Source organism: Micromonospora sp. WMMD1102 (assembly GCF_029626265.1).
GTDB lineage: Bacteria > Actinomycetota > Actinomycetes > Mycobacteriales > Micromonosporaceae > Plantactinospora.
Genome location: NZ_JARUBN010000001.1, coordinates 7,291,524 through 7,315,695, shown reverse-complemented (window position 1 = coordinate 7,315,695; position 24,172 = coordinate 7,291,524). Strand labels below are relative to the sequence as shown.

The 24,172-nt window shown below is 72.2% G+C and carries 22 protein-coding genes and 3 tRNA genes; 8 read left to right on the top strand and 17 right to left on the bottom strand.

Going from position 1 to position 24,172, the window contains the following annotated elements; all coding sequences use genetic code 11:
* Positions 1-173 precede the first annotated feature (173 nt).
* From O7626_RS33185 to O7626_RS33175, 3 genes are all read right to left on the bottom strand, one after another.
* The gene (locus O7626_RS33185; RefSeq protein WP_278064940.1) at positions 174-425 is read right to left on the bottom strand and encodes a hypothetical protein; all 252 of its coding nucleotides are present in this window, start codon (positions 423-425) and stop codon (positions 174-176) included.
* Positions 426-685: 260 nt separating this feature from the next.
* Positions 686-1,348, bottom strand: coding sequence for a hypothetical protein (locus O7626_RS33180; protein WP_278064939.1), 663 nt, complete (start codon positions 1,346-1,348; stop codon positions 686-688).
* A gap of 147 nt (positions 1,349-1,495) precedes the next feature.
* Positions 1,496-2,866, bottom strand: coding sequence for an ABC transporter substrate-binding protein (locus O7626_RS33175; protein WP_278064938.1), 1,371 nt, complete (start codon positions 2,864-2,866; stop codon positions 1,496-1,498).
* 171 nt (positions 2,867-3,037) lie between these two features.
* Between O7626_RS33175 and O7626_RS33170 the strand changes: the two genes are divergently transcribed.
* From O7626_RS33170 to O7626_RS33160, 3 genes are all read left to right on the top strand, one after another.
* A complete protein-coding gene (locus tag O7626_RS33170; protein WP_278064937.1) occupies positions 3,038-3,427 on the top strand; it encodes a hypothetical protein in 390 nt (129 codons plus the stop codon).
* A 157-nt stretch (positions 3,428-3,584) separates the two neighbouring features.
* On the top strand, positions 3,585-4,343 hold the full coding sequence (locus O7626_RS33165; RefSeq protein ID WP_278064936.1) for a DUF2786 domain-containing protein: 759 nt from the start codon (positions 3,585-3,587) through the stop codon (positions 4,341-4,343).
* 134 nt (positions 4,344-4,477) lie between these two features.
* Complete coding sequence (locus O7626_RS33160; protein ID WP_278064935.1) at positions 4,478-6,691, top strand: FUSC family protein; 2,214 nt, start codon at positions 4,478-4,480, stop codon at positions 6,689-6,691.
* Positions 6,692-6,729: 38 nt separating this feature from the next.
* Here O7626_RS33160 and O7626_RS33155 read toward each other — a convergent pair whose 3' ends face one another.
* The gene (locus tag O7626_RS33155; protein WP_278064934.1) at positions 6,730-7,251 is read right to left on the bottom strand and encodes an SRPBCC family protein; all 522 of its coding nucleotides are present in this window, start codon (positions 7,249-7,251) and stop codon (positions 6,730-6,732) included.
* A 245-nt stretch (positions 7,252-7,496) separates the two neighbouring features.
* On the opposite strand from O7626_RS33155, the gene O7626_RS33150 reads away from it, so the two are divergent.
* The gene (locus O7626_RS33150; protein ID WP_278064933.1) at positions 7,497-8,006 is read left to right on the top strand and encodes a hypothetical protein; all 510 of its coding nucleotides are present in this window, start codon (positions 7,497-7,499) and stop codon (positions 8,004-8,006) included.
* Between the two features lie 43 nt (positions 8,007-8,049).
* On the opposite strand, the gene O7626_RS33145 is transcribed toward O7626_RS33150, so the two are convergent.
* The 10 genes from O7626_RS33145 to crtI all read right to left on the bottom strand — a co-directional run bounded on the left by O7626_RS33145 (position 8,050) and on the right by crtI (position 14,962).
* Positions 8,050-8,547 carry an excalibur calcium-binding domain-containing protein gene (locus O7626_RS33145; protein WP_278064932.1) on the bottom strand — a complete coding sequence of 166 codons (498 nt, stop codon included), beginning with the start codon at positions 8,545-8,547 and terminating at the stop codon, positions 8,050-8,052.
* Positions 8,548-8,934: 387 nt separating this feature from the next.
* Positions 8,935-9,573 (bottom strand): nucleotidyl transferase AbiEii/AbiGii toxin family protein, encoded by a 639-nt coding sequence (locus O7626_RS33140; RefSeq protein ID WP_278064931.1) that lies wholly within the window; start codon positions 9,571-9,573, stop codon positions 8,935-8,937.
* A gap of 2 nt (positions 9,574-9,575) precedes the next feature.
* Positions 9,576-10,142 carry a hypothetical protein gene (locus O7626_RS33135; RefSeq protein WP_278064930.1) on the bottom strand — a complete coding sequence of 189 codons (567 nt, stop codon included), beginning with the start codon at positions 10,140-10,142 and terminating at the stop codon, positions 9,576-9,578.
* Between the two features lie 309 nt (positions 10,143-10,451).
* Positions 10,452-10,525 (bottom strand) — tRNA-Phe (locus O7626_RS33130).
* A 104-nt stretch (positions 10,526-10,629) separates the two neighbouring features.
* Positions 10,630-10,706, bottom strand: a tRNA-Asp gene (locus O7626_RS33125).
* A gap of 36 nt (positions 10,707-10,742) precedes the next feature.
* Positions 10,743-10,815 (bottom strand) — tRNA-Glu (locus O7626_RS33120).
* A gap of 138 nt (positions 10,816-10,953) precedes the next feature.
* Positions 10,954-11,763, bottom strand: a complete 810-nt coding sequence (locus tag O7626_RS33115) for a polysaccharide deacetylase family protein (RefSeq protein WP_278064929.1) — start codon at positions 11,761-11,763, stop codon at positions 10,954-10,956.
* Positions 11,764-11,854: 91 nt separating this feature from the next.
* Positions 11,855-12,835, bottom strand: a complete 981-nt coding sequence (locus tag O7626_RS33110; RefSeq protein WP_278064928.1) for a MerR family transcriptional regulator — start codon at positions 12,833-12,835, stop codon at positions 11,855-11,857.
* Entirely contained in the window at positions 12,825-13,478 is a 654-nt protein-coding gene (idi, locus tag O7626_RS33105) for an isopentenyl-diphosphate Delta-isomerase (RefSeq protein ID WP_278064927.1), read from the bottom strand. The genes O7626_RS33110 and idi overlap by 11 nt, the downstream gene beginning before the upstream one ends.
* Positions 13,475-14,962 carry a phytoene desaturase family protein gene (crtI, locus tag O7626_RS33100; protein WP_278064926.1) on the bottom strand — a complete coding sequence of 496 codons (1,488 nt, stop codon included), beginning with the start codon at positions 14,960-14,962 and terminating at the stop codon, positions 13,475-13,477. The genes idi and crtI overlap by 4 nt, the downstream gene beginning before the upstream one ends.
* Positions 14,963-15,157: 195 nt before the next feature.
* Here crtI and O7626_RS33095 point away from each other — a divergent pair, with 195 nt between their 5' ends.
* Positions 15,158-16,099, top strand: coding sequence for a phytoene/squalene synthase family protein (locus O7626_RS33095; RefSeq protein ID WP_278064925.1), 942 nt, complete (start codon positions 15,158-15,160; stop codon positions 16,097-16,099).
* Positions 16,100-16,139: 40 nt separating this feature from the next.
* Here O7626_RS33095 and O7626_RS33090 read toward each other — a convergent pair whose 3' ends face one another.
* Genes O7626_RS33090 through O7626_RS33080 form a run of 3 tightly spaced genes read right to left on the bottom strand, consistent with a single transcriptional unit; the run spans position 16,140 to position 19,435 of the window.
* Positions 16,140-17,027: a carbohydrate ABC transporter permease gene (locus O7626_RS33090; RefSeq protein WP_278064924.1), complete on the bottom strand. Its 888-nt coding sequence runs from the start codon at positions 17,025-17,027 to the stop codon at positions 16,140-16,142.
* Between the two features lie 12 nt (positions 17,028-17,039).
* On the bottom strand, positions 17,040-17,996 hold the full coding sequence (locus tag O7626_RS33085) for a sugar ABC transporter permease (RefSeq protein WP_278064923.1): 957 nt from the start codon (positions 17,994-17,996) through the stop codon (positions 17,040-17,042).
* 59 nt (positions 17,997-18,055) lie between these two features.
* Positions 18,056-19,435 (bottom strand): extracellular solute-binding protein, encoded by a 1,380-nt coding sequence (locus tag O7626_RS33080; RefSeq protein WP_278064922.1) that lies wholly within the window; start codon positions 19,433-19,435, stop codon positions 18,056-18,058.
* 242 nt (positions 19,436-19,677) lie between these two features.
* Between O7626_RS33080 and O7626_RS33075 the strand changes: the two genes are divergently transcribed.
* The 3 genes from O7626_RS33075 (at position 19,678) to O7626_RS33065 (ending at position 24,105) form a co-directional block, all read left to right on the top strand.
* Complete coding sequence (locus tag O7626_RS33075; RefSeq protein WP_278064921.1) at positions 19,678-21,186, top strand: NAD(P)/FAD-dependent oxidoreductase; 1,509 nt, start codon at positions 19,678-19,680, stop codon at positions 21,184-21,186.
* Between the two features lie 52 nt (positions 21,187-21,238).
* On the top strand, positions 21,239-22,240 hold the full coding sequence (locus O7626_RS33070) for a LacI family DNA-binding transcriptional regulator (protein ID WP_278064920.1): 1,002 nt from the start codon (positions 21,239-21,241) through the stop codon (positions 22,238-22,240).
* A 230-nt stretch (positions 22,241-22,470) separates the two neighbouring features.
* A complete protein-coding gene (locus O7626_RS33065) occupies positions 22,471-24,105 on the top strand; it encodes a glycoside hydrolase family 13 protein (RefSeq protein WP_278064919.1) in 1,635 nt (544 codons plus the stop codon).
* Positions 24,106-24,172 lie beyond the last annotated feature (67 nt).

Below are 24,172 nucleotides of genomic sequence, written 5' to 3'. Positions count from 1 at the left end.
TCGAGCTCCACTTGTTGCGGCACGGTCCGCCGGTCACCGCGGGGTCGCGCACCGGCCGGCGCGGCACCGGGTACGACGACGAGGCCGTGGCGGCGGCCCCCCGGTAGGTCGTACCCGGGAGGCCGCCACCACGGCCTCGATCCTGCTGCCTGCCTGCCCGGCGGGTGCCGGGGTCAGACGGTGGGTGGCGGGAGCCCGCCGTCGCCGTCCACCACCTCGTCCGGCTTGCCGTCCTCGTCGGTGTCGACCATGGTGATGTCCACCTTGCCGTCGCCGTCGGTGTCGAACTGGAAAAGGTCCGGCTTGCCGTCGCCGTCGGTGTCCACCACCCAGACGTCGGTCTTGCCGTCCTGGTTGGCGTCGGCCCGGAGCAGTTCGATCCGTTCGTCACCGCGGGTGTCGACGGTCTCCTGCGACTCGCTCATCTGTTGCCCTTCCGTCAGCTGAAGTTCTGGCCACGCCGGAACCCTCGATCTGCGTGCCGCCCGGACACCCACGAGACGCTCCCCGACACGACTACCGCACTGTGCCACTCGCACTACCCCGCCGGGGGCCCGGCCATGCCGACACGCGGGCAGGCAGGGCCGGGCGGCGGCGGGTGGAGCCGGGCAGCAGCGGCCAAGCTGGACGGACCGGACAGCTGGCGCGGTGCCGCTCCGCATCCCGCGCGGTGTGCATCCCGCGATCAGTTCGTGACGTACGGGTTAATCTGCCGGTCCTGGTAGTTGACCTGGTCGATGGTGCCGTCGTGGTCGGTGTCCAGCAGCAGCCGGTCGGCTTTCCCGTCCTCGTCGGGGTCGACCCGGATCTCGTCCGGCCGCCCGTCGAAGTCGCCGTCGGTCATCCAGGTGTCCGGCCGCCCGTCGAGGTCGGCGTCCGCGACCACCCGGTCCGGCACGCCGTCCCGGTTGGTGTCGGTGACCACCGAGTCGACCCGGCCGTCCCCGTCGTTGTCCTCCAGCACCTGGTCGATCCGACCGTCCAGATCGGAGTCCCGCTCGACGCTGTCCAGCCGGCCGTCCCAGTCGGTGTCCTGGTAGCGGACGTCGGCGAGCCGGTCGCCGTCGACGTCGTACTCCAGCAGCTCGGCGTAGCCGTCGCCGTCGAGGTCGGTGGCGACCTCGGTGACGCCGCCCGGGTAGTGGGTCACCACGGAGGTGACCGGCGGGGGCTCCTCGGCCGGCTCCGGCGGGTCCAGTGCGAGCGGGTCCGAGGTGAGCAGGTCCGAGGTGAGCAGGTCCGACGGGGGGTCGACGGCCGACCCGAAGCCCTGCTGGTCGTCGATGCCGGGCAGCTCGTGCTCCGGAAGGCAGTCGCCCGGCCCGCTGGGGTCGCCGTCGTAGCTCATGTCGTACCTCCCCGGTCGCCTCGCGCCCGGCGGGACCGCCGGGCACAGCGGTAACGCTAGGCCGACTGAGGCGACCGGCGACTCCCGGAAACGTGCCACTTCCCTGCCGCACGGCGCGGTGGCCGGCGACCGGCCGGCGTACGGGGCCTATTGCTGCTGGATGTTCACCCCGGCGGCGGCGAGCGCCTCGATGACCCTCGCCGACTCGCCGAAGCCGATCACCAGGATCGCGTCGGCACCGAACTCCTTGATCTCCTGGGCGCCCTTGGTGAAGTCCACCGGCGGCGCGTCGGGGCCGTCGGTCACCTCGTAGTTGAACAGGCGTACCTGGTCCGAGCCGTGTCCGGCCCGCTCCAGTTCGGCCCGGACGTTGCCCTGGAGACCCTCGCCGTACGAGTCCTGCCGGGCGACCAGGGCGATCCGGTTCGGCCCGTCCCGCAGGATCATGTCGGCGAGTGCCCGGCCCTGGAGGATGTCCGACGGGGCGGTACGGAAGTAGAGGCCCTTGTCGTCCACGGTGCTGAGCCCGGCGTCGGTGTTGCTCGGCGAGAAGAGCACCAGCCCGGCGGCCATGACGTCCGGCAGCACCGCCCGGGAGATGCCGGAGGCGCCGGCCCCGATGATGACGTGCACCCCGGCGTCGACGTGCTGCGCCACGGTCGCCTTCGCGGTGTTCGGGTTGGTGCCGTCGTCGCCGTCGACCCAGACCAGCGGCTCGCCGAGTACGCCCTCGGCGGCGTTGACCTCGTCGACCGCCAGCGCCACCCCGGCCGCCATCGGCGGGTAGGCCAGGGCCAGGTCACCGGTGCGGGGCAGCAGGCCGCCGAGCTTCAGCGGCGCGCCGCTGGCCTCCTCGACCGCCCTGGTCTGCTTCTTCGGGACCGGCGGCTTCTTGCTGCTGGCCGCCGACTCGTCCCCGGCGCCGAGGAACTCGGTCTTGCCGTTGTCGAGCTGGTCGTCGGTGCCGAAGTGCAGGGTGGCGTAGCTCGCCGTGGAGGGCTCCCCGGCGTCGGTGAAGCCGCCCCGGTTCAGCGAGACACCCCGGTAGGCGACGTCGGTGCCGGCCCTGGCGAGTTGCAGGCAGTCCGCGATCGAGTCGCAGCGCTCCCCGCCGGTGGTGACCCCGACGATCTGCTTGGCGATCTGCGCCGGTGCCGTCGAGCCGGCGAGCTGTGCGGCGATCGCGGCGATGGCGACCGCGTCGTACGACTCGGCGGCGTAGAGGAAGTCGGAGAGCTTCGGGTCCTTGGACATCAGGCGGTTCTTGAAGTCCTCGGAGAGCGGGGTGAGCGGGGTGGTGCCCTTCATCCCCTTGAGCAGACCGGTCTGCTGGTCGAACTCCGCCTTGAAGGAGTTCTGCATGTTGCCGTCCGTGCCGTACAGGCGGACCTGGGTCGGCCGGGCCTGCTCGGTCTGCCCTGCCTCGCCGTCGCCGTCCGAACCGCAGCCGGACAGCAGCAGCGCCGCGCAGGCGGCGGCGGACAGAGCGGCGCGGCGGGTGCCGCGGAATACGAGCATGGGGTGCGTCCTTCCTCCCCGGAGATCCGTTGCGCAGATTAGCGCGCCTGCTCGCGGCGCGCGCCCGCGGCCGACCGCCAATCGCCGACAGAGGGGCACTGTCGTCCTGGTTTGGTAACGTTCACGTCGTTTGTCGGACGCTGCTTGACCTGCCGGCATACCCTTCCGCACGTGACGGACGTTCCGCAGGAGACGCTGGATGACGCCGCCGCGGTGCTCAGTTCCGCGCTGGCCGGTGACAGCGACGGAGTGGTCGGCACGTTCGACGCGGTGGTCGACCGGTCCGGCGTCGCGGGGGCGTACGAGGTCGCCTGGTGTCTCGCCGCCACGATGGTCGGCGACGGTGTGCCCCGGGGTGCGTGGACGCTGGACTTCCCCGGCATCGACGAGGCGGGTTACGACGCCCGCTGGGTGGCCCGGTTCGTCAGCGCGTACGCCAACGCCGACGGCGACACCGGTGCGGCCCTCTTCGGCGCTGCGCTGGCGGACGGGCAGCTGCCGGACTGCCTGCTCACGCTCGCCGGCTCGGCCGTCGCGACGCTGCGGCACCGCGCCGGTTGACCCTCTCATCGACATCCATCTTTGCATGCTCCGCATCCGCTTTGTCCAGCGGGTTACGTGCCCGCCTGCTCGCCGGCCGGTCCCTTCGCCTGCCCGGCTGCCCACCGTCCGGGCGCCGGGTCCGCCGCTTCCGGTGCCGGTGTGATAGCTCTGGTGCATGTCCGACGCGATGCTCAGCAAGGTCCGCAAGTTGCTGGCCAAGGCGGAGGACCCGGCCTGCACGCCGGCCGAGGCCGAGGCGTTCACCGCGAAGGCGACCGAGCTGATCGCCCGGTACGGGGTGGACCGTGCGCTGCTCGCCGCCCGTGACCCGGGCACCGATCCGGTCGGCGACCGGACCGTCGACATCCCCGCCCCGTACGCGTTGGACAAGGCGGGCCTGCTCGCCGGGATCGCCCACGCGCTGCGCTGCCGCTCCGTACGCCGACGCGGCGGCGGCGGGTTCGTCATGCACCTGTTCGGCTTCGCCAGCGACCTGGAACGGGTGGAGGTGCTCTTCACCTCGCTGCTGGTGCAGGCCGCACACGGGATCTCGGTCGCGCCGGTGCCCCCGGGCGACCATCCGGCCGCGTTCCGCCGGTCCTGGCTGGCCGGCTTCGCCTCGGCGGTCGCCGGTCGGTTGAGCCGGGCCGAGGCAGCCGCCGCCGCGTCGGCGGAGTCCGGGTCGGCGGAGTCCGGTGCCCCTTCGGTGGCCCTGGTCCTTGCCGACCGGTCGGACCGGGTCGACCGGCGCCTCACCGAGGCGTACCCACGGCTGCGTACGGCCGCGCCCCGGCGACTGCTCGGCGGCGGTCTCGAACAGGGCGCGGCGGCGGGCCGGCGCGCCGACCTCGGCGGCACCGAACTGCGCTCCGGCCGGCCGTCCCGGCCGCTGGGGCGAAGTGTCGGCGGGGCGTCGACGGAGGTGAGAGGGTGAGGGCGGGCGGCCACGGGGGCCGCGCCGCGCCGCTGCCCTGATCTCGGCCGAAGCCCGCTCCACGGCCGCTCCACGGCCGCTCCAGGACCGGGGCCGGGCCGGGCCGGGACCGACGGCAGCGGCAGAGGGCAGCCATGACCAGGATCGGCGCCGTACGGTGGCTGCGTCGGCGGGACCCGGACTTCCGGGTACTCCGCCGGGGCGCCCGGCTGGCACTCGTCGCCGCCGCCGGACTCTTCGGCGGGCGGTACGGCCTGGGCAACCCCCTGCTCGGCCTCTACACCCTCTTCGGGGCGATAGCCACCGGCCTGATCTCGCAACTGCCCGGCGGCCCGGTCCAGCGGGCCCGTACCCTGCTCGCCGCGCTGCCGGTCGCCTGGTTCCTGGTCACCGCCGGCACGTTCCTGGCGGTCGACACCTGGATGGCGGCGGCCGGCATGCTGGTGGTGGGATTCGTCATACCGTTCGCCGGAGTCGGCGGACCGCGCATCCTCGGTCTCGCCACCGGGTTGCAGCTGTTCTACATCGCGGCGTCGTTCCCGCCGTACCAGCCGGGGACCCTGCCCGCCCGGCTGGCCGGGGTGACCCTCGGTGTGGTGCTGCTGATCGCCGCCGAACTGCTGCTCTGGCCCGATCCGACACCGCCCGGCTACCGGCACCGGCTCGGCGAGGCGGCCAATTCGGCGGCCCACCTCCTCGACCTGCTGGCCGGGCTCCCCGCCGGCAGGCCGGTGGACCGCGTCGAGCTGTCCCGACGGCGGGCGGAGACGGCGCGGGCGGTGGAGCGGGTGTGGCTGGCCCGGATCCCGCCGACCGAGCGGCCGGCCTCGGCGGGACGGCGGGACCGGGCGCTGCGGCACGGCGACCGGCTGCTGCGGCAACTGCTGCACCACGCGTACCGGATCGCCGACGACCCCGGCGAGGTCCGCGACGACGAGCTGGCCGGACTGCTGCGGCAGTCGGCCGCCGTGCTGCACGACGCCGGCCGGATGCTGTGCGGCGGGGCGGAGCCGGTCGGGAGCAGCCGGTTGACCGCGCTGGAGTCCCGGATCAGGGAACTCTACGACCGGCCGTCTGCGGTGCCGACCGACGACCGCGCCCCGGACCGGCTGCGCCGGGAGGCGGTCAGCCTGCGAGCCGCCGACCAGGCGCACGCCTTCGGCGTCGCGGCCCGGATCGCCGTCGGACTCCGCCCGCCGGCCCGGTCACCCGCCGGTCCGGAGCTGGACGAGTTCTGGTACGCCCACCGCTCGCCGCTCGCGCTCTACTGGCAGCAGTTCCGGTTCCACCTGACGACCCGTTCGGTGTATCTCCAGGGGGCGCTGCGGGTCGCGGTGGCCCTGGCCGCCGCCCGGGTGGTGGCCGGCTTCCTGCACCTGAACCACGGGTTCTGGGTACTGCTGGCGGTCCTCACCCTGATGCGGACCTCGGCTGTCGACACCCGCAACGCGCTGCGCCCGGTGCTGCTGGGAACGCTGCTCGGGGCCGCCGTCGGCACCCTGCTGCTGTTGGGCGCGGGGGAGAGCCCGCAGGTGCTGCTGGTGACCCTGCCGGTGGCGATGGTGCTGACCTTCACCGTCGGGCCGCTGCTGCCGCAGTTCGGCGGGCAGGCGTTGTTCACCGTGCTGTTCGTGACGGTCTTCGCCCAGGCCGGCCCGCCGAACCTGGAGATCGCCGGGGCCCGGCTGCTCGACGTGGCCATCGGTGCCGTCGTCGGGGTACTGGCCGGCCTGCTGCTCTGGCCCAAGGGCAGCAGCGGGGAACTGCGTCGCTCGATCGGCCGGTACCTGGCGGTCAGTGCGACCGCGGCCGAGGAGGTGACCCGGACCCTCGCCGGCCGGCCCGTCCGGCAGGACGCGGTCGACACCGCCCGGCAGGACGCGGTCGACACCGCCCGGCAGGCGTGGATCCTCGCCGAGGCGTCGTTTCTGCAATACCAGTTGGAGCGGGACGACCCGCGCCTGCCGCCGGTGAACTGGCAGGCGGCGCTCGTCGCCGGCCAGCACCTGCACCTCGGCGCGGTGGCCCGGCTCCGCCGGGGCGGGCGAGCCCGGCTGACCTGGGTGAAGGACGCGGCCGGCCCGCTCGACGACTTCGCCGGGCGGCTGCGGCGCCGCTACACCGACCTCGCCGAGCAACTGTCCGCCGGCCGGCTCAGCCGGCCGGTCGCCCCGCCCGCACCACCGGCGGACTTCGCCGACCGGGTACGCGGAGCACTGGAGGCGGGCGAGTCCCGGGCCGCCGCGTTGAACCTGGTCGACGTCGAGCTGTGGCTGACCGGCGCCGGCGCCGACCTGGCACGCATCCAGCCGGCAGACGCGACCGCCGGCCGCGAACACCCGACCTGATTCGGGTACGCCCCGGCCGTCCGGTACGCCTTTGGCGCTCAGTCCGGTGCGTCGGCGTGCCCGACGGCTGTCGCGTACCGGGAGAGCAGTTCGTACCAGCCGGCGGTGAGTGCCTCGCGGTATCCCTCGGCGGCCTCGCCGTGCCGGTCGAAGTCGCGGTGTTCCACCTCGACCAGGGTGGTCCCGTCGGCCTGCGGCGCGAACCGGGCCTCCACCACGCTGCTGTGGGCGGGATCCGGCACCGGCGCCCGGTCCGGGCCGATCTGCCAGTTGAACACCAGGCGTCGGGGCGGCTGCCACTCCAGCACCCGACCCCAGTCGGCGCGGAACCCGTGCGGGCCGATCTCGTAGAGCATGCCGCCGCTGCCCGGTTCGATGCCGAGCTTGGCCAGTTTCTGCGGGCCGGACCAGGTGTATTCCTTGACCCACCAGTCGGCGAGACCTTCGGTGAAGACGGCGAAGGCCCGGTCGGCCGGCCCCGGGACACGGAGGCTGCTGCGCACCGAGTACGTGCTGGTGTCCTGGTGGATGTCGGAGGCGTTCGTAGTCTCCTGTCCCATACGCCGGGACCATACCGGCTGCTGGTGAGCTGTGCATCTTCGACATCGACGGGCGGTCGATCCCTGCGCCGAACGGTAGATCATCAAACGGCGATCCCGAGCGACCGCGGCACCGGCTCCGAATAGCCGCCGTGCCGCCCGGCCAGATAGCTCCCCGGCTCGTAGCATCGACCGGAGACGCCGCTGCCGAGCCGGCAGAGTCGGTGTCCGGACCGGGTTGCCGGCGGTGGGAAGGAGACATCGGCGTGTCCGACGACGTTCCCGCCGCGTACCGGATGGACGGCCGTCGGCTCCGGCGTCGACTGCTGCTGACGGCGTCCACGTACCTGCTGGCGGTGCTGGTGTCGGCCCTGGTCGCCCGCGCGGGCCTGGCGGCGGCCCGGTCCGGCGCCGACCGGATCGGGCTGCCGTGGACGGTCGTCGGTCTGGCAGGGATGCTCGGCGCCGGCACCCTCACCGCCGCCGCCTGGTACGCCCGCCGTGGCTTCGGTACCGGCACGGCCGATCCGACCCGGCTGGGCCGGGCGGTGCTGCTGGCTCGGGCCGGCCGGATCGGGATGCTGCTGCTCGCCGCCGTCGCTGCGATACTCGGCGTGCTGCTGGCGCCGGACGGGTCCGAACGCGGCTTCGCCATCGGGGCCAGTACCGGTCTCGCGGCGCTGCTCGCCCTCTTCGCCGCACTCGCCGACGACCTGAGCCGGCTGCACCGCCGCGCCGCCCCGGCGAACCCGACGACGCCACGCGGCAGCACGTAGCGTCGGGCCTGCCCTGGCCGGCCGGACGCTACGTGATCACTCGTCACTCGCAGCCGACGCCGTCGCCATCCCGGTCGAGGTGGCGGCCGTAACCGGGATCGCCCCGGCGGATCGGGGCGGCACCGGCGGCCCGGACGGCGGAACGGTTCTTGTAGTAGACCGGCTTCGCCGGGGCCTTGCTGGTCGGCGTGGGCGGTGCGGGAGCGGCGGTGGTGGCCGGCGGGGTGGGCTCGGGGGCACTGATCACCACCACCACGGGCGGTGGCGTGGTCGGTGGGCTGCTGACCTGTGCCGCCGCCGGCTCCCGCTCGGCGTCGCCGCCGCTGTCACCGTCCGGGGAGAGCGCGGAGACGACGGACGTGCCGCAGCAGGCGAGCACGAAGAGCCCGAGGACGCCGAGTACGGCGACACCGAGCCGCTGTGCGCCGGTCAGCTTGCGCGGTGGCCGTACGGGCAGGGGCGGGGGTGCCGGTCGCTGCTGACCCGGGACGGCTGGCGGCGGCTGCTGGTTCCAGGGGTCCTGCGGTGGGGGATACGACATCGTCGCAGTGTTGCGCCGTGCCTACGCTCCGGATAGCGCTTGATCGGGTTCGACCGGCCGCCGACCGTCGGGATGCGGTCGAGGGGTCGGACGCCGGCGACGGCCGTGCGTCGGGTGCTGTGGATCGACCCGCTCAAGTGGCGGACCGCCTAGCCACCCGGGATCCGCCCGGTATGGGCTGAGGGCGGCGATCAGGCGGAACCGGGACGGACGTAGGGGTGGAAGTCGCCTCCGACCGGTCCGGGCAGAGTGCGAACGGACCACCGAGTCTTCTGCCCCCGGAACCGCTCGCGTCGATTCGGAACACCCGAAGAGCAGTCCGTCACCGTCCGGCAGAAGCAGGTTGGTTCCGCCGCATCACATGCGGGCGTCATCGGCTTCCGCGTTTCACCCATCAAGTAGCTGGCGACGCCATGCGGCGAACCGGTTGCGGAGAGCGCTCAGCGCCTGGCCACTGACGCCGTACCGGGCGAAGTCGTCAGGATCGAGCAGACCGGCTTGCCCGAGGGCACCTGCGAAGACTCGTCGGTCGAAACCACGGTCGGCACGCTGCGCGAGTTCAAGGAGAGATTCATGGGTGTAGCGGCCGGATCGGAGGGCTGCGTCGATGTCGATGAAGTCACGGGCAAACGCCCGCCCGTACAGGGCACTCATCTTGTTGGCGAGCGCGTCGTCCGGATGCAGCACCGGACCGACGGCCAGGAGGATAGGCTCGTTGGCGCGCCAGTCTACGCCGAGTTCCACCTTGGAGACTTGACGGCCGTCTGTCACCGTCAACCGGGCGAACGTGTCGTACTGCCGCTCGACATCAACGGTCATTCCCTGGTCACGGTAGGCGTGTAGAACAGCGGTGACCGCAGTGGTGAACTCGTCGCGGCGGTCCCAGGCAGTGAACAGGTCAACGTCTTCGCTGGGCCGCTCGAGAAGGCCGGCGGCCTGGACCGCATAGCCACCGGCGAGGGCGAAGCCGTAGCGATCGGCAGCATCGAGTCCCGTGCGAGCGAGGCGTTCGTGAAAGGGATCCATACCTACGCGGCGTTCGGCCGGGTCGCGGCGAGCTCAGGAAAGGCTTCCTCCCACCGCTGGCGCAGTGGGGCAGGCAACCACAGGGTGGGCCAAAGCCGCAGCAGCAGTTCGGCGTCGAGCCAGTCGTTGAGGTCCCCAACCGTGCCGGCCTCGGTGAGTACCACCTTGTACATGCTGGCGAGACGTCCGGGCCGGCTCAGGTCGTACTCGCCGTGACCAGACCAGTCCAGATGACGGGGAAGCGTGACCACGCCCTGTGTCGGGCCGTTCAGCGCGTCGAGAGCGTTGGCCACGACGTACGGTTTCCGGTCGCCGTAGGAACGGTAGTCAGCCGGTGGTTGGGCGGACGTCTTCCGCCGGCTGATGTTGGTCGCCTGTCGGACTTCCGGCCGTAGCGCCTGGCGGATCGTCTCCCGGCTGTATCCGGTTACTCGCTGCAGATCCACCGGTCGCCAACCAGCCGCGTGAAACGCCCGCAGTTGCTCGTCTCGCTGCGTCAACACGGCTGCCCGGGTCGTATCGTACCTGGCGACAACCGCGCGCAGGTCATCCTCGGAGAACCCCGCCATGCCGGGAGCCTACCATGCTGGGCCAAGCGCGCTTGGCTAAACCGCTATGGCGAGTGGCGGTCTACATGGGCGGACGGCACAGCCGCGCTTGTCTACTACCCGGCCCATCCGACCAGGTCGGTCGCGATGGTCGATGCTTCTGCTCCTCGGCCCGGGGTGGCCAGGCGCTGGCACAGACCAGGCCGGTCCCTTCGAATCCTTCTACAACTCCGCCGAGCCGGACGGCGCTGTCTGCTGACCTCCGGAAGAAAGAACGCCCACCGGCGTTTCCGCTGGTAGGCGTTCTGAATAGCCCGGCGAAAGGCTATGTGGCCAGGGGCGGGGTCGAACCGCCGACCTTCCGATTTTCAGTCGGACGCTCGTACCAACTGAGCTACCTGGCCGGGTTGCTCGGCTCATGTTACCTGGGTGACGTTCCCACTGCCGCCCTGGGTAACCTGCTCCGAAACGCAGAACGCCGCGCGTGCACACGCGCGGCGAGCGGCGCTGGCGGTCCTGACGGGACTTGAACCCGCGACCTCCGCCTTGACAGGGCGGCGAGCACTCCAACTGCTCCACAGGACCTTGCTCTTCACTGCTCCCCGGCCGAGACCGGGGTCGTGCCCCCAACGGGATTCGAACCCGTGCTACCGCCTTGAAAGGGCGGCGTCCTGGGCCGCTAGACGATGAGGGCGGCCCCGCCATCATTGCACATGACAACTTCAGCGGCTGTGCTCCCATCCGGCCCCGCCGGAGGCTTCGAAAGCATACGTGATGGCCAGCCGCCCGGCCAAACCGGTATTGCCCATCGGACAAACTACCCCAAACTCCCTCACCGCAGCAGGGTTATCCCGTACTTCCGCTTCAGCGAGCTGATCACCTGGGGGCAGGCGCCGATGGTGCGACTTCGATCACCGCCGCCGTCGTGCAGCAGCACGATCGAGCCGGGCCGGGCCTGCTGGGCGATCCGCCCCCTGATCTGCGGGGTGGTCGTCTTCTTGTCCCAGTCCGTCGGGTCGACGTCCCAGTGCAGCGACCTCATGCCGAGCGACCTGGCCACGGCGACGACCGACGGGGTCCACTTGCCGCCGGGCTGCCGGTAGTACCGGATCTCGGCGCCCGGCACCGCCCGCCTGATCTCCTGGCTGGTCCGGCTCAGGTCGGCCCGGATCTGGTCCGACTTCCGGCTGCCCAGCTTGAGGTCGTGCTGCCAACTGTGGTTGCAGAGCGAGTGCCCCTCGCGCGCGATCCGGCGGACCAGCGCCGGGTACTTGCGCACCTTCACCCCCACCACGCAGAAGGTGGCCCGGACCCGCGCCCGGCGCAGCTGGTCCAGCAGCTTCGGCGTCCACTGTGGATGAGGGCCGTCGTCGAAGGTGAGCGCCACGGCGCGGGTCCCGGTCAGCCGCTGGGTGTTCAGCGGGCCGACGGTGCCGCGCTTGGCCGGCTTCTTCCGATTCGGCTTGGTCGGCGGGGTGCCGGGCGGGGCGGTGCCGGTCGGCGCGGCCGACGGTGTCGCGGTCACCTGCGGGATCGTCGGATAGGGCAACGGCGAGCGGGTCGGGGCCGGCTCGCCGTTCGCGCAGGCGGACAGCAGCACCAACATGACGAGGTTGGCGGCGAGCGCCGTACGTCGGGTCATCGGGTGGCTCCCGAGGGGTTTTCGGGTTACGGCTGCCCCACGTTAGCGGAAGTACGTACGGTGGTGATGTCTCGAATGGCCGGTAACCCGGTCAGCTTCCCGAAGATCCGGGTACGTCCCGCAGCATCGCCAGCCCGTCGGCCAGGGTCGCGGGGTGGCGTACCCCGGCGGGCAGCAGGTCGGACCGCCAGCCGGGTCCGGCGGCGACCAGCAGCGGCGGCGGCTGCGGGCCGGACCGTACCGCGGCGAGTTGGGCCGGGTCACCGGTCGTCGGCCGCTGCGACCAGACCACCACGGCCCGGGGGGCGGTCCGGCGCACGGCGTCGACCAGGGCCACCGCCGGCACCCGGGCGCCGAGCAGCCGGCACGGCACACCCAGCTCGGCCAATGCGGCGGCGAGCGCCTCCAGCGGCAGGCTGTGCTGCTCCTCGTCGGCGCAGCAGAGCAGGATCCGCGGCGTCGCGGCACCCGCCCGTGGCCGGGGCACCGCGGCCAGCGCCTCGGACACGCACCGGGACAGCAGGTGCTCCACCTCGATGTACCCGGCACTCGCGGCGTACCGCTCGCCGACGCCGACCAGCACCGGCCGGAGCAACCGGTCCCAGGTGGCGACGACCCCGTCCGCCTCGATCGCCGCGTCGATGCCGGCGCGCATCGCCACCGGGTCGAGCCGCATCGCCGCCCGGGCCAGACCCCGGGCCGCCGGCCCGGCCCGGCCGACCGCGATCACCGCACCGCCGCCGGCCCGCGCCGGCACACCCCTCGCAGGCACACCCCGCTCCGGCACGTCCCGGTCCGGCGCGCCACGCGCAGGCACGTCCCGGTCCGGCTCCGCCCCGGGTACGGCACCGGCGCGCGCCCAGTGCGCCGCCTCGGCCGGGGAGACTCCCTCGGCGGTCAGCCGGGCCATCACGTCCAGCCGGTCGAGGTCCTCGACGCTGTACCGCCGGTGCCGACCCGGCACGTGCCGGCTCGGGCCCAGCCCGTACCGCTGGTGCCAGCTCCGCAGGGTGGTGACGGCGACGCCGAGCCGCCGCGCGACGGCCCCGGCGCTCAGTCCGTCATCGGCCACCCGACCACTCCGCCGGGTTGTCCTCCTCCTGACCCGTGGGTGCCGGAGGCTGCTCCCACCGGCCGCGGTTCCCCGCCCGCCGCGCCGCCCCGGCCGCCGACGAACGCGACCGCTCGGTGAGCCGGCCGAGCACCCCGGCCAGCCACGGCGCGTAGGCGTCCGGGTCGGCGTCGAGCCCGGCCCGCAACTCGTCCGGGTGTACCCAGCGCAGGTCGGCCACCTCGTCCGGGTCGGGCAGCACGGCGCGAGCGGCGTCGAAGTCGCCGAGCAGCACGTGGTCGTACTCGTACTCCACCCGGCCGGTGCCGGGGTCCTCGGCCCGGTAGAGGTACACGCCGATCTCGGTGAGCGGCACCGCCTCGACCCCGAGTTCCTCGCGCAGCCGCCGGCCGGCGGCGACGTCGAGCGGCTGGCCGGGTTCCGGATGTCCGCAGCAGGCGTTGGCCCAGCGCAGCGGGAACCGGGTCTTGGCGGCGGCCCGCTGCTGGAGCAGGATCCGGCCCTCCGGGTCGACGAGCAGCACCGAGAAGGCCCGGTGCAGCTGGCCGGGCGGCCGGTGCGCCTCCTCCACGGTACGGGCACCGAGCGGGGTGCCGGCCTCGTCCACCAGCTCCACCAGGTGCCGCTCCCGGTCGGCTGTCATGAGCCACCTCCAGTCACCCGGGCGGCGGCGAGCTTCCCGGAGATCATCACCATAGGCACGCCCACCCCGGGCTGGGTACCCGATCCCACGAACACCACGTTGGGCAGTGTCCGGTGCAGGTTGCCGGGGCGGAACGGGCCGGTCTGCCACAGGTTGTGCGCGGCCGCGAACGGCGTACCGGCGGCCATTCCCGCGTCGGCCCAGTCGGCCGGGGTGACGATGCGGAGTACCTCGACGCTGTCGGCCAGCCCGAGGTAGCCCCGGCGTTCCAGGGTGCCCAGCAGCTCGTCGGCGTACCGGCGGGGCAGGTCGCCGCGCCAGTCCAGCCCGGCGCCCCGGTCCAGGTTCGGCACCGGGGCGAGCACGTAGTAGCCGTGCCGGCCGGTCGGTGCGACCGACGGGTCGGTCCGGCTCGGGTTGGTGACCAGCAGCGACGGGTCCGACATCAGTTCGCCGCGCCGGATCACCTCGTCGAAGGTGCGCCGCCAGGCCCGCCCGAAGTGGATGTTGTGGTGGGCGATGCCCCGGTAGCCCTGCCGGGCGCCGACGTGCAGCACCACGCAGGAGGGCGAGTAGCGCAGCCGGCGCGGCGGGGCGGCGTCGGGCAACAGGTCGCGGTACGCCACCGGCAGGTCCGGGTTGAGCACCACCACGTCGGCCGGGACGAACTCACCGTCGGTGGTGCGTACCCCGGTGGCCCGGCCGGCGGAGGTCTCCACCCGGTCGACCGTGCGGTCGTACCGGACGCGTACCCCGTGCTTCTCGGCGGCGCCGGCCAGGGCCCGGGAGACGGCGTGGATGCCGCCGCGCGGGAACCAGACCCCGGCGACCGAGTCGAGATAGGAGATCACGGTGTAGATCGCCAGCGCGTCGTGCGGGGCGAGGCCGGCGTACATCGCCTGGAAGGAGAAGATCCGTCGGGTGCGCGGGTCGGCGAAGAACTGGTCGACCTTGGTCTGCAACCGCCGGAAGGCCCCGGCGGCGAGCAGCCGGAGCAGGTTGCCGGTGAGCAGGTCGGTGGGGCTGTCCAGATTGCGGTCGATGAAGTCGGCGCGTTCGAGCTGCCAGAGCCGCCGCGCGTAGTCGACGAACCGCAGGTAGCCGTCGGCCTCGCGGGGGCCGCAGACCCGGGCGACCTCGGCGGCCATCCGGGCGGTGTCGGTGACGACGTCCAGGGTGGACCCGTCCGGGTAGTGCGCCCGGTAGGCCGGGTCGAGTGGTACGAGGTCGAGCCAGTCGGTCAGCTCCTCGCCGACCGCCCCGAGCGCCTCGGCGAGCAGGTCGGGCATGGTCAGCACGGTCGGACCGGTGTCGAACTCGTACCCGTCGAGGGTGAGCCGGCCGGCCCGGCCACCCGGCACGGACTCCCGCTCCAGCACCGTGACCTGCCGGCCGGCGCCGGCCAGGTGCAGGGCGCAGGCGAGCCCGCCCAGCCCGGCGCCGACCACCACCACCCGTTCGGTCGGTCCCGTCACGGTCCGCACCCGATCACCTCCTGGAGTCGACAATCATCCTGCGGCCACGGTCACCGAAGGCACCCATCTTCCCGCTTTTGTAACTGAAAGATCGCTTCCTGTCGGCCGGACAGCCCGGGAACCGCGCGCGGGAGAGCCGGTCGAGCGTACCCTGGTCGCAGAAGTTGCGTCGATTGATGCGTCGATCAGGCTCGGGAGGATCGGGTGGACACCAGTCTCGGCGGGTCCTATGAACGCTGTCGTGAGCTGCACAGACGGCACGGTCGGACCTACTATCTCGCGACCAGGCTGCTGCCCGCCTGGAAACGGCGGCACGTGCACGCGCTCTACGGCTTCACCCGGTACGCGGACGAGATCGTGGACCGCACCGAGGAGCTTCCGACCTCGGCCCGGTCCGCCCGGCTCGCCGACTGGTCGCAACGGTTCCTCGCCGGGCTGCGCGGCGAGCCGGTGACCGACCCGTTGCTGCCGGCCGTACTGCACACCATCGCGGTCTTCGACCTCGACCGGGCCGACTTCGCGGCGTTCCTGCGCAGCATGGCGATGGACCTGACCGTCACCGACTACCCCCGCTACGCCGACCTGCTCGACTACATGGAGGGGTCGGCGGCGGTGATCGGCACGATGATGCTGCCGATCCTGGGCAGCGCCGACCCGGCCGCCGCCCGCGAGCCGGCCCGGCAGCTCGGCTTCGCCTTCCAGCTCACCAACTTCATCCGGGACGTCGCCGAGGACCTGGACCGGGGCCGGGTCTACCTGCCCGGCGAGGACCTGGCGAGATTCGGGGTCACCCCCGCCGACCTGGTCGCCGCCGCGCGACAGGGCCGGGCCACGCCGCCGATCCGGCAACTGGTCGAGTACGAGGTGCGCCGCGCCCGGGAGCACTACCTGGCCGCGGCGCCCGGGGTGACCCTGCTCGCCCCCGCCTCGCAGTCCTGCATCCGCACCGCCTACCTGCTCTACGGCGGGATCCTCGACGAGGTGGTCGCCGCCGGGTACGACGTCTTCGCCGGCCGGGCCGTCGTGCCGCGCAGCCGCCGGGCGGCGGTGGTGGCCCGTGCCCTGCTGACCCCGACCGGCACCCCGGTGCTGGCCCCCGGCGCCCCGCCCGGCCCGTCCCGGAGGCTGGCTGTCGGGCTGGGCTGACTGTCCGTCGAGCCGGTCGGCTACCGGTCGAGGCTGCCGGCTAGCCCTTGAGGCTGCCGGTGGTCAGGCCGGACATGATGTTCCGCTGGAAGACCAGGAAGATGACCACGGTCGGGATGGCGGCGATCACCGAGGCGGCCACCACCACGTTCATCGGGGTACCGGCGGAGAAGGCGTAGATGCCGACGCTGACCGTACGGGTCTCCGGCGAGGGCATCACCAGCTTCGGCCAGAGGAAGTCCTTCCAGACCGCCGTCACGGCAAAGATGGAGACCACCCCGAGGATGGGGCGCGAGATCGGCAGCACTATCGACCAGAGCGTGCGCAGCGGCCCCGCCCCGTCCACCACCGCCGCCGCCATCAGGTCCTCCGGGATCGAGTCGAAGAAGCGCTTCAGCAGGAAGATGTTGAACGCGTTCGCGACCAGCGGCAGCCAGATCGCGAACGGCGAGTCGAGCAGGTTGACGTGCAGGATCGGCAGGTCGATCACGGTCACGTACTGCGGGACGATCAGCACCATCGCCGGGATCATCAGCGTCGCCAGCATCATCCCGAGGATCGCGTTGCCGAGCACCGGCCGCAGCTTCGACAGCGAGTACGCCGCCGCGGTGTCCAGGACGAGCTGGAACAGCAGCGCCCCGGCGGCGTAGTAGAACGTGTTGAACAGCAGCTTCGCCAGGTCCAGGTTGTGCCACGCGTCGACGTAGTTGCGCGGCTGCGGGTCCTGCGGGAAGAGCGTCGGCGGGGTCTGCGCGATCTCCTGCCCGGACTTGAGCGCCCCGGTGACCATCCAGTACAGCGGGCCGAGGAAGACGAGCGTGCAGCCGACGACGACGACGGTGAGCAGGGTCCAGTAGACGACCCGACCGCGTCCTCGGCGCAGCTGGGCCGGGGAGATGAGGGTCCGGGTGCCGGAGTCCTGTGCCATGTCCCGCCCGTCCTAGTCCTGTTTCGAGGTCAGCCGCGCGTAGGCGGCGGAGAAGCCGGCCAGCACCACGAGCATGATCACGCCGAGCGCGGCGGCGCCGTTGAGGTCGTTCTGGAAGAACCCGTGCTGGTAGATCAGGTAGGCCACCGAGGTCGCCGAGTCCTCCGCGCCGGCACCGTTGGCCAGGATCAGCGGCTCGATGAAGAGCTGCATGGTGGCGACGATCTGGAGCATCGCCAGCAGCAGCAGGATCAGCCGGGTCTGCGGGACGGTCACGTTGACGATCCGCCGCCAGATCCCGGCGCCGTCCAGCTCGGCCGCCTCGTAGAGTTCGCCGGGGATGTTCTGCAACGCCGCCAGGTAGATGAGTACGGCGCTGCCCATGTTCATCCAGGTCGAGGCGAGCACCATCGCCGGCATCGTCATCCCCGGCGACTGCATCCACTCGGAGGTCGGCAGGTGCAGCGCGGCGAGGACCGCGTTGAACAGGCCCGCCTCGCTGGGGTCGTAGGCGTAGTACTTGAAGAGGAAGAGCGCCGAGGCGGGCGGCAGCATCACCGGCAGGTAGACCAGGATCCGCAGGTATCCCCTGGCGTGCCGGAACTCGTTGAGCAGGATCGCCACGAAGAACGGCACCGCGTAGCCGAGGACCAGCGCCAGTACCGTGAAGTAGAGGGTGTTCCGCCAGGCGGTGAAGAAGCTCGGGTCGTCGACGATCCGGAGATAGTTGTCCCAGCCCACCCAGGTGGTCTCGCCGCGCCGGGTCCGCTGGAAGCTCATCACGACGCCGCGGATCATCGGATACCACGAGAAGACGGCGAAGCAGGCCACCGCGCCGATCAGGAACGCGTGCCCGGTGAGGTTGTCCCGCACCTTCCGGCCCAGCCCGCCGCCGCGCCGGGGCGGTGCCGGGTACGGCCGGACGGGACGACCCGGTCTGGTGGTATCCGGAGCGGTGGTGATCGCCAAGGCAACTCCTAGGTCGGTGCGGGAGCCGGAGCTGACCGGCTCCCGCACGGATTCGCCGGTCAGCTCTCGGCGGCGAGCAGCTGGTTGACCTTCTCCTCGGCGGTCTTCAGCAGCGTGTCGATGTTGGCGTTCGGGTTGGTCAGCACCCCGGACATCGCGGCGTCGAGCACGGCATAGACCGCCTGCGCGTTGCGCGGCTCACCCCGGATCGGGACCGGGGTCGCCTCGAAGAGCGCGAAGTTGGCGGTGTCGACGTTGGCGTTCGCCTTGCGCAGTTCGAGTTCCTGCTTCTGTGCCTCGCTGCCGTTCGCGAAGAGCAGCGGCTGCGGCAGCCCCACCGGGTAGTTCTGCGGCTTGGCCCGTACGTAGTCGAACTGGCCCTTGCCCGGGGTCAGCTTCTGGTAGGCGATCCACTTCAGGCCCGCCCGGACCTGCTCCGGGCTGAGGCCCTTCTTGAAGAAGTAGCCCTCGCCACCGCCGAGCGTCCCCTTGGCCGGACCGTCCTGGCCGGGCATCGGGGCCATCGCCCAGTCCTGGAACCTGCCCTGGAACTGGCTGACGATCGCCTGGGTGGCGTCCGGCGCGCCGACGAACATCCCGACCTTGCCGGCGGCGGCGTTGGTCAGCAGGTCGCCCCACTGGAGCAGTTGGCGGGCGCCCATGCTGTCGTCGCCGTACCGCATGTCCTTGAGGTTCTGTAGGACCTGCCGGCCCATCGGGTTGTTGAAGTCGGCCTTCCCGCCGTCCGGGGTCAGCACCTGGCCGCCCTGCGAGTAGAGCAGCGCGGTGAAGTGCCAGCCGCCGGTGTTGCCGGCGCTGTATTCGGAGTACCCGGCGATGCCGTCGCCGAGCGCGGAGATCTTCTTGGCCGCGTCGCGCACCTCGGGCCAGGTCTTCGGCGGGTTGTTCACGTCCAGCCCGGCGCGCTGGAAGAGCGTCTTGTTGTAGACCAGGCCCATCGAGTAGTTCTTCGCCGGCAGGGCGTAGAGCTTGCCGCCGTCGCTGAAGACCTCCTTGAGGGTGGGATCGATGCTCTCCCAGGTCGGCACGGACTCCTTGTCGGCGTACTTTGTGATGTCCATCGCCTGACCGGAGTCCAGCACCTGCGCCAGGTCGGTCATGTACCCGTAGAAGACGTCGGTCATGGTGCCGCCGGCGAGCCGGGCGGTGAAGTCCGGCGGGTTGTTGCACTGCTCCCCGACGCTGACGCTCTTGATGGTGATGTCGGGGTTCTGCCGATGGAACTCGGCGACGTCGGCGTTCCAGTTCTGCAACAGCTCCTTCTGCGAACCGACCGGCTGGCAGTCGACCGTGATGGTGACCTTGCCACCGGCGTTCGAGTCGCCGTCGTCGCTCTTGGTCGAGCAGGCCGGGAGGCTGAGTCCCAGGCCGGCCGCGAGCGCGAGTGCCGCGGCCCTCCGGTAGTGCGGTACGGACATCTGTGGCATCCCCTCTGAAACGGGAGCTGTGTGGCGTCGGGTGTGAGTGCGGTCACTGTAGCGAGGACGACTCATTACCGCAAGATCTCGATCGTCACGTGAAAAGACACGACTTCATTACGTCAGATGCTGACAGGTTTTGCCATCTGGTCGGGAATGAGGCACTTTCCACGGGTGCCGCCGCGCCGCTCCGGCTCGCCGCGAGGCTGGCTGACCGGGTACGGATCGGGAAAGCTGGCGGTATGGCTGAACAGCAACGCAGGCGGGTGGAGCCGGCCGGCACCGGCGGTCCGGACGTCCCGGCGGACGTGGACGCGGACGGCACGGTGGACGTGGACGTGGTGGTGGTCGGGCTCGGCGTGGGCGGCGAGGAGGCGGCCAACCGGCTCGCCGCGGCCGGCCTCTCGGTGGTCGGCGTCGAGCGCAACCTCGTCGGCGGCGAGTGCCCGTTCTGGGGATGCGTGCCGAGCAAGATGATGATCCGGGCCGCCAACGCGCTGGCCGAGGCCCGCCGGGTCGACGGCCTGGCCGGCCGCGCCCGGGTCGAGCCGGACTGGAACACGGTCGCCCGGCGGATCCGCGAGGAGGCCACCGCCGGCTGGACCGACGACGCCGGGGTCGAGCGGTTCACCGGCAAGGGCGGACGTTTCGTCCGGGGCAGTGGCCGGCTGGTCGGCCCCGGCCTGGTGCAGGTCGGCGAGCAGACGTTCCGGGCCCGGGTCGGCGTCGTGCTGGGTACCGGCACCACCCCGGTGATCCCGCCGCTGCCGGGACTGGCCGGTACGCCGTACTGGACCAACCGGGAGGCGATCGAACTGGCCGAGTTGCCCGAGTCGCTCGTGGTACTCGGCGGCGGGGCGATCGGCGCGGAACTGGCCCAGGTCTTCGCCCGGTTCGGGGTACGGGTCGGGATGGTCGAGGCGGGCGAGCGGATCCTCGCGCTGGAGGAGCCGGAGTCGTCCGAGCGGGTCGCCGCGGCGCTGCGCGCGGACGGGGTGACCGTGCACACCGGGGCCCGCGCCGAGCGGGTGGAGCACGACGGCAGCGGCTTCACCGTGCACCTCGCCGACTCCGACCAACTCCGGGGCGAGCGGCTGCTGGTGGCCACCGGCCGGCGGGCCGTACTCGACACGCTCGGCCTGGAGACGGTCGGGCTGGACCCGACCCGGCGGTTCGTGGAGACGGACGACCGGATGCGGGCCGGCGACGGCATCTGGGCGGTCGGCGACCTGACCGGACACGGCGCCTTCACCCACGTGGCGATGTACCAGGCCGGCATCGCGGTCGACGACATCCTGCGCCGGGCCGGCAAGCTCGACGACCAGGCCGGCAAGCTCGACGGACAGTTGGGGAAGCTCGGGGACCCGGCCGGTGGCGGGCGGCGGGCGGACTATCGGGCGCTGCCCCGGGTCACCTTCACCGATCCGGAGGTGGGCGCGGTCGGGCTGACCGAGCGGCAGGCCCGGGAGCGCGGGCTGAACGTCCGGACCGGCTTCACCCCGCTCTCCGACTCCACCCGGGGCTGGATCCACCAGGTCGGCGACGAGGGCTTCGTCAAGCTGGTCGCCGACGCCGACCGGGGCGTACTGGTCGGCGCCACCTCGGCCGGTCCGGTCGGCGGCGAGGTGCTCAGCGCGCTGGCCGTGGCGGTGCACGCCGAGGTCCCGGTCAGCACGCTGGCTGCAATGATCTACGCCTATCCGACGTTCCACCGCGCGATCGAGCCAGCGGTACGCGACCTGTTGCAGTAGCGCGGCGAACTTTGGTTCGGTTTTTGCAGACGGCTGCCGTACCATCGCCGCCGTGACCAGAAGACTCACCGAGGTTGCCCGCAAGGCCGGGGTCAGCGAGGCCACGGTGAGCCGGGTGCTCAACGGCCGGGGCGGGGTCTCGGAGAGCACCCGGGTCGCCGTGCTCACCGCCCTGGACGTGCTCGGCTACGAGCGCCCCAGCAAGCTGCGCGGCGAGCGGGCCCGGCTGGTCGGGCTGGTCCTACCGGAGTTGCAGAACCCGATCTTCCCGGCCCTGGCCGAGGTGGTCACCGGGTCGCTGGCCCAGCGCGGGCTCACCCCGGCGCTCTGCGCCCGGACCATCGGCGGGATCTCCGAGTCCGACTACGTGGAGATGCTCCTCGACCACCAGGTCTCCGGGGTCATCTTCGCCGGTGGGTCGTACGCGCTCGCCGACGCCCCGCACGACCACTACCGGCGGCTCACCGACCGGGGCCTGCCGGTGGTACTCGTCAACGCCGGGGTCGACGAGCTGGGCTTCCCGTGCGTCTCCACCGACGACGCGGTGGCGGTCGAGCAGGCGTACGGGCACCTGCGCTCGCTCGGCCACGACCGGATAGGGCTGGTGCTGGGGCCGGCCGACCACGTGCCGTCCCGCCGGAAGCTGGCGGCGATGGCGAACGTCGCCGGTTGGGCCGACGACGAGGAGTGCGTCGAGCGGTCCAGCTTCTCCATGGAGGGGGCCCGGGTCGCGGCGAGCAAGCTGATCGAGCGCGGCGTCACCGGGATCATCTGCGCCAGTGACGTGATGGCGCTCGGCACCATCCGGGCCGCCCGCCGGCTCGGCCGCTCGGTTCCGGCCGACGTCTCGGTGGTCGGCTTCGACGACTCGGCGCTGATGACCTGCACCGATCCGCCGCTGACCACGGTGCGGCAGCCGATCGAGACGATGGGCCAGGCCGCGGTGGACCTGCTGGTGCACCAGATCGACGGCGTCGGCGTACTCACCGACGAGCTGCTCTTCGAGCCCGAGCTGGTGGTACGCGGCTCGACCGCCCCCGCACCCGGGCACTGACCCGCCCGGCGGCCGGGCACCCCCTCGGCCCCCACCCCGACCGGCCCCGCGATCAGCCGAACCGGGGCGGCTGTCGTGCGCCTCCGGCCTGGACACCTCAAAGTCGTCATCTTTCAGAATTCTGTCGCGTTATTGCGGCAAGGCGCTCCGCTTTGTATCGTCATCGACACCAAACGAGGCATTCGAAGGTCCAGACGAGGCGATTTCAGAGGTCCAGGAAGCAGGTACTCGTGTCCACAATCCAGCGCCGCCGGTGGTGGCGAGACGCGGTGATCTACCAGGTCTACCCGCGCAGCTTCGCCGACGACAACGGCGACGGCGTCGGCGACATCGCCGGCATCCGCAAGCGGCTGGGCTACCTGTCCGGACTGGGCGTCGATGCCATCTGGTTCGGTCCCTGGTATCCCTCGCCGATGGCCGACGCCGGCTACGACGTCGCCGACTTCCGCTCCGTGGAACCGGTCTTCGGGACGCTCGCCGAGGTGGAGGAGCTGATCGCCGAGGCGCACGGTCAGGGCCTGCGGATCATCGCCGACCTGGTGCCGAACCACTGCTCCGACCAGCACCCGTGGTTCCAGGCCGCGCTGGCCGGCGGCCCGGACGCGCCGGAGCGGGAACTCTTCTGGTTCCGCCCCGGTCGCGGCCCCGGCGGCGACCTTCCGCCGACCGACTGGATCGGCGAGTTCGGCGGCCAGACCTGGACCCGGACCACCAACCCGGACGGCACCCCGGGCGACTGGTACCTGCACCTCTTCGCCGCCGAGCAGCCCGACTTCAACTGGGACCACCCCCGGGTACGCGCCGAGTTCGAGGACATCCTCCGGTTCTGGTTCGACCGGGGAGTGGACGGCATCCGGATCGACTCGGCGGCGCTGCTGCTCAAGGACGCCACCCTGCCCGAGGTGGTCGACGGGGCGGCACATCCCTTCCACGACCTCGACGGGGTGCACGACATCTACCGGAGCTGGCGGCGGATCGCCGACAGCTATCCCGAGCCGCGCGCGCTGATCGGCGAGGTGTGGCTGCCGGACCGGCAGCGGTTCACCAACTACCTGCGCCCGGACGAACTGCACACCGCCTTCAACTTCGACTTCCTCACCTGCGCCTGGGACGCGGCGAAGCTGCGGGCGAGCATCGACGGCACCCTCGCCGAACACGCCCCGATCGACGCCCCGGCCACCTGGGTGCTCTCCAACCACGACGTCACCCGGGTGGTCACCCGGTACGGCCGGGCCGACACCACGTTCAGCTTCGCCAGCAAGCGCGAGGGCACCTACACCGACCTGGAACTGGGTACGCTCCGGGCCCGCGCCGCCGCGCTGCTCTCGCTCTCCCTGCCCGGCGCCGCGTACGTCTACCAGGGCGAGGAACTGGGGCTCTGGGAGATCGAGGACATCCCGCCCGCACTGCGCCAGGACCCGATGTACCCGCGGTCCGGGTTCGTCGACCCGGGCCGGGACGGCTGCCGGGTGCCGCTGCCCTGGTCGGGCGAGACCGCACCGTTCGGGTTCAGCCCGGACGACGCCACGGCACCGCCCTGGCTGCCGCAGCCGGCCGCCTGGAAGGACCAGACCGTGCAGGCCCAGACCAGCGATCCGCACTCGATGCTGGAGCTCTACCGCGAGGCGATCCGGATCCGACGCGGCCTGCCCGCGCTCGGTGACGGCACGCTGCGCTGGCTGCCGGCACCGGACGGCGTACTCGCCTTCGCCCGCGATCCCGGGTTCGTCTGCGTGCTCAACCTCTCCGACGCGCCCGTGCCGCTGCCCCCGCACCAGAGCCGCCTGCTGGCCAGCCGCCCCGCCGACGGAGACCTGCTGCCCCCGGACACCGCCGTCTGGCTGCGTACCGCCGAAGCAGGCTGACGGCGCCCGGCCCAGCCGCTCCGGTGGGTACGCCGACCCCCACCGGAGGCGTGCTGGTGCGTGCCGG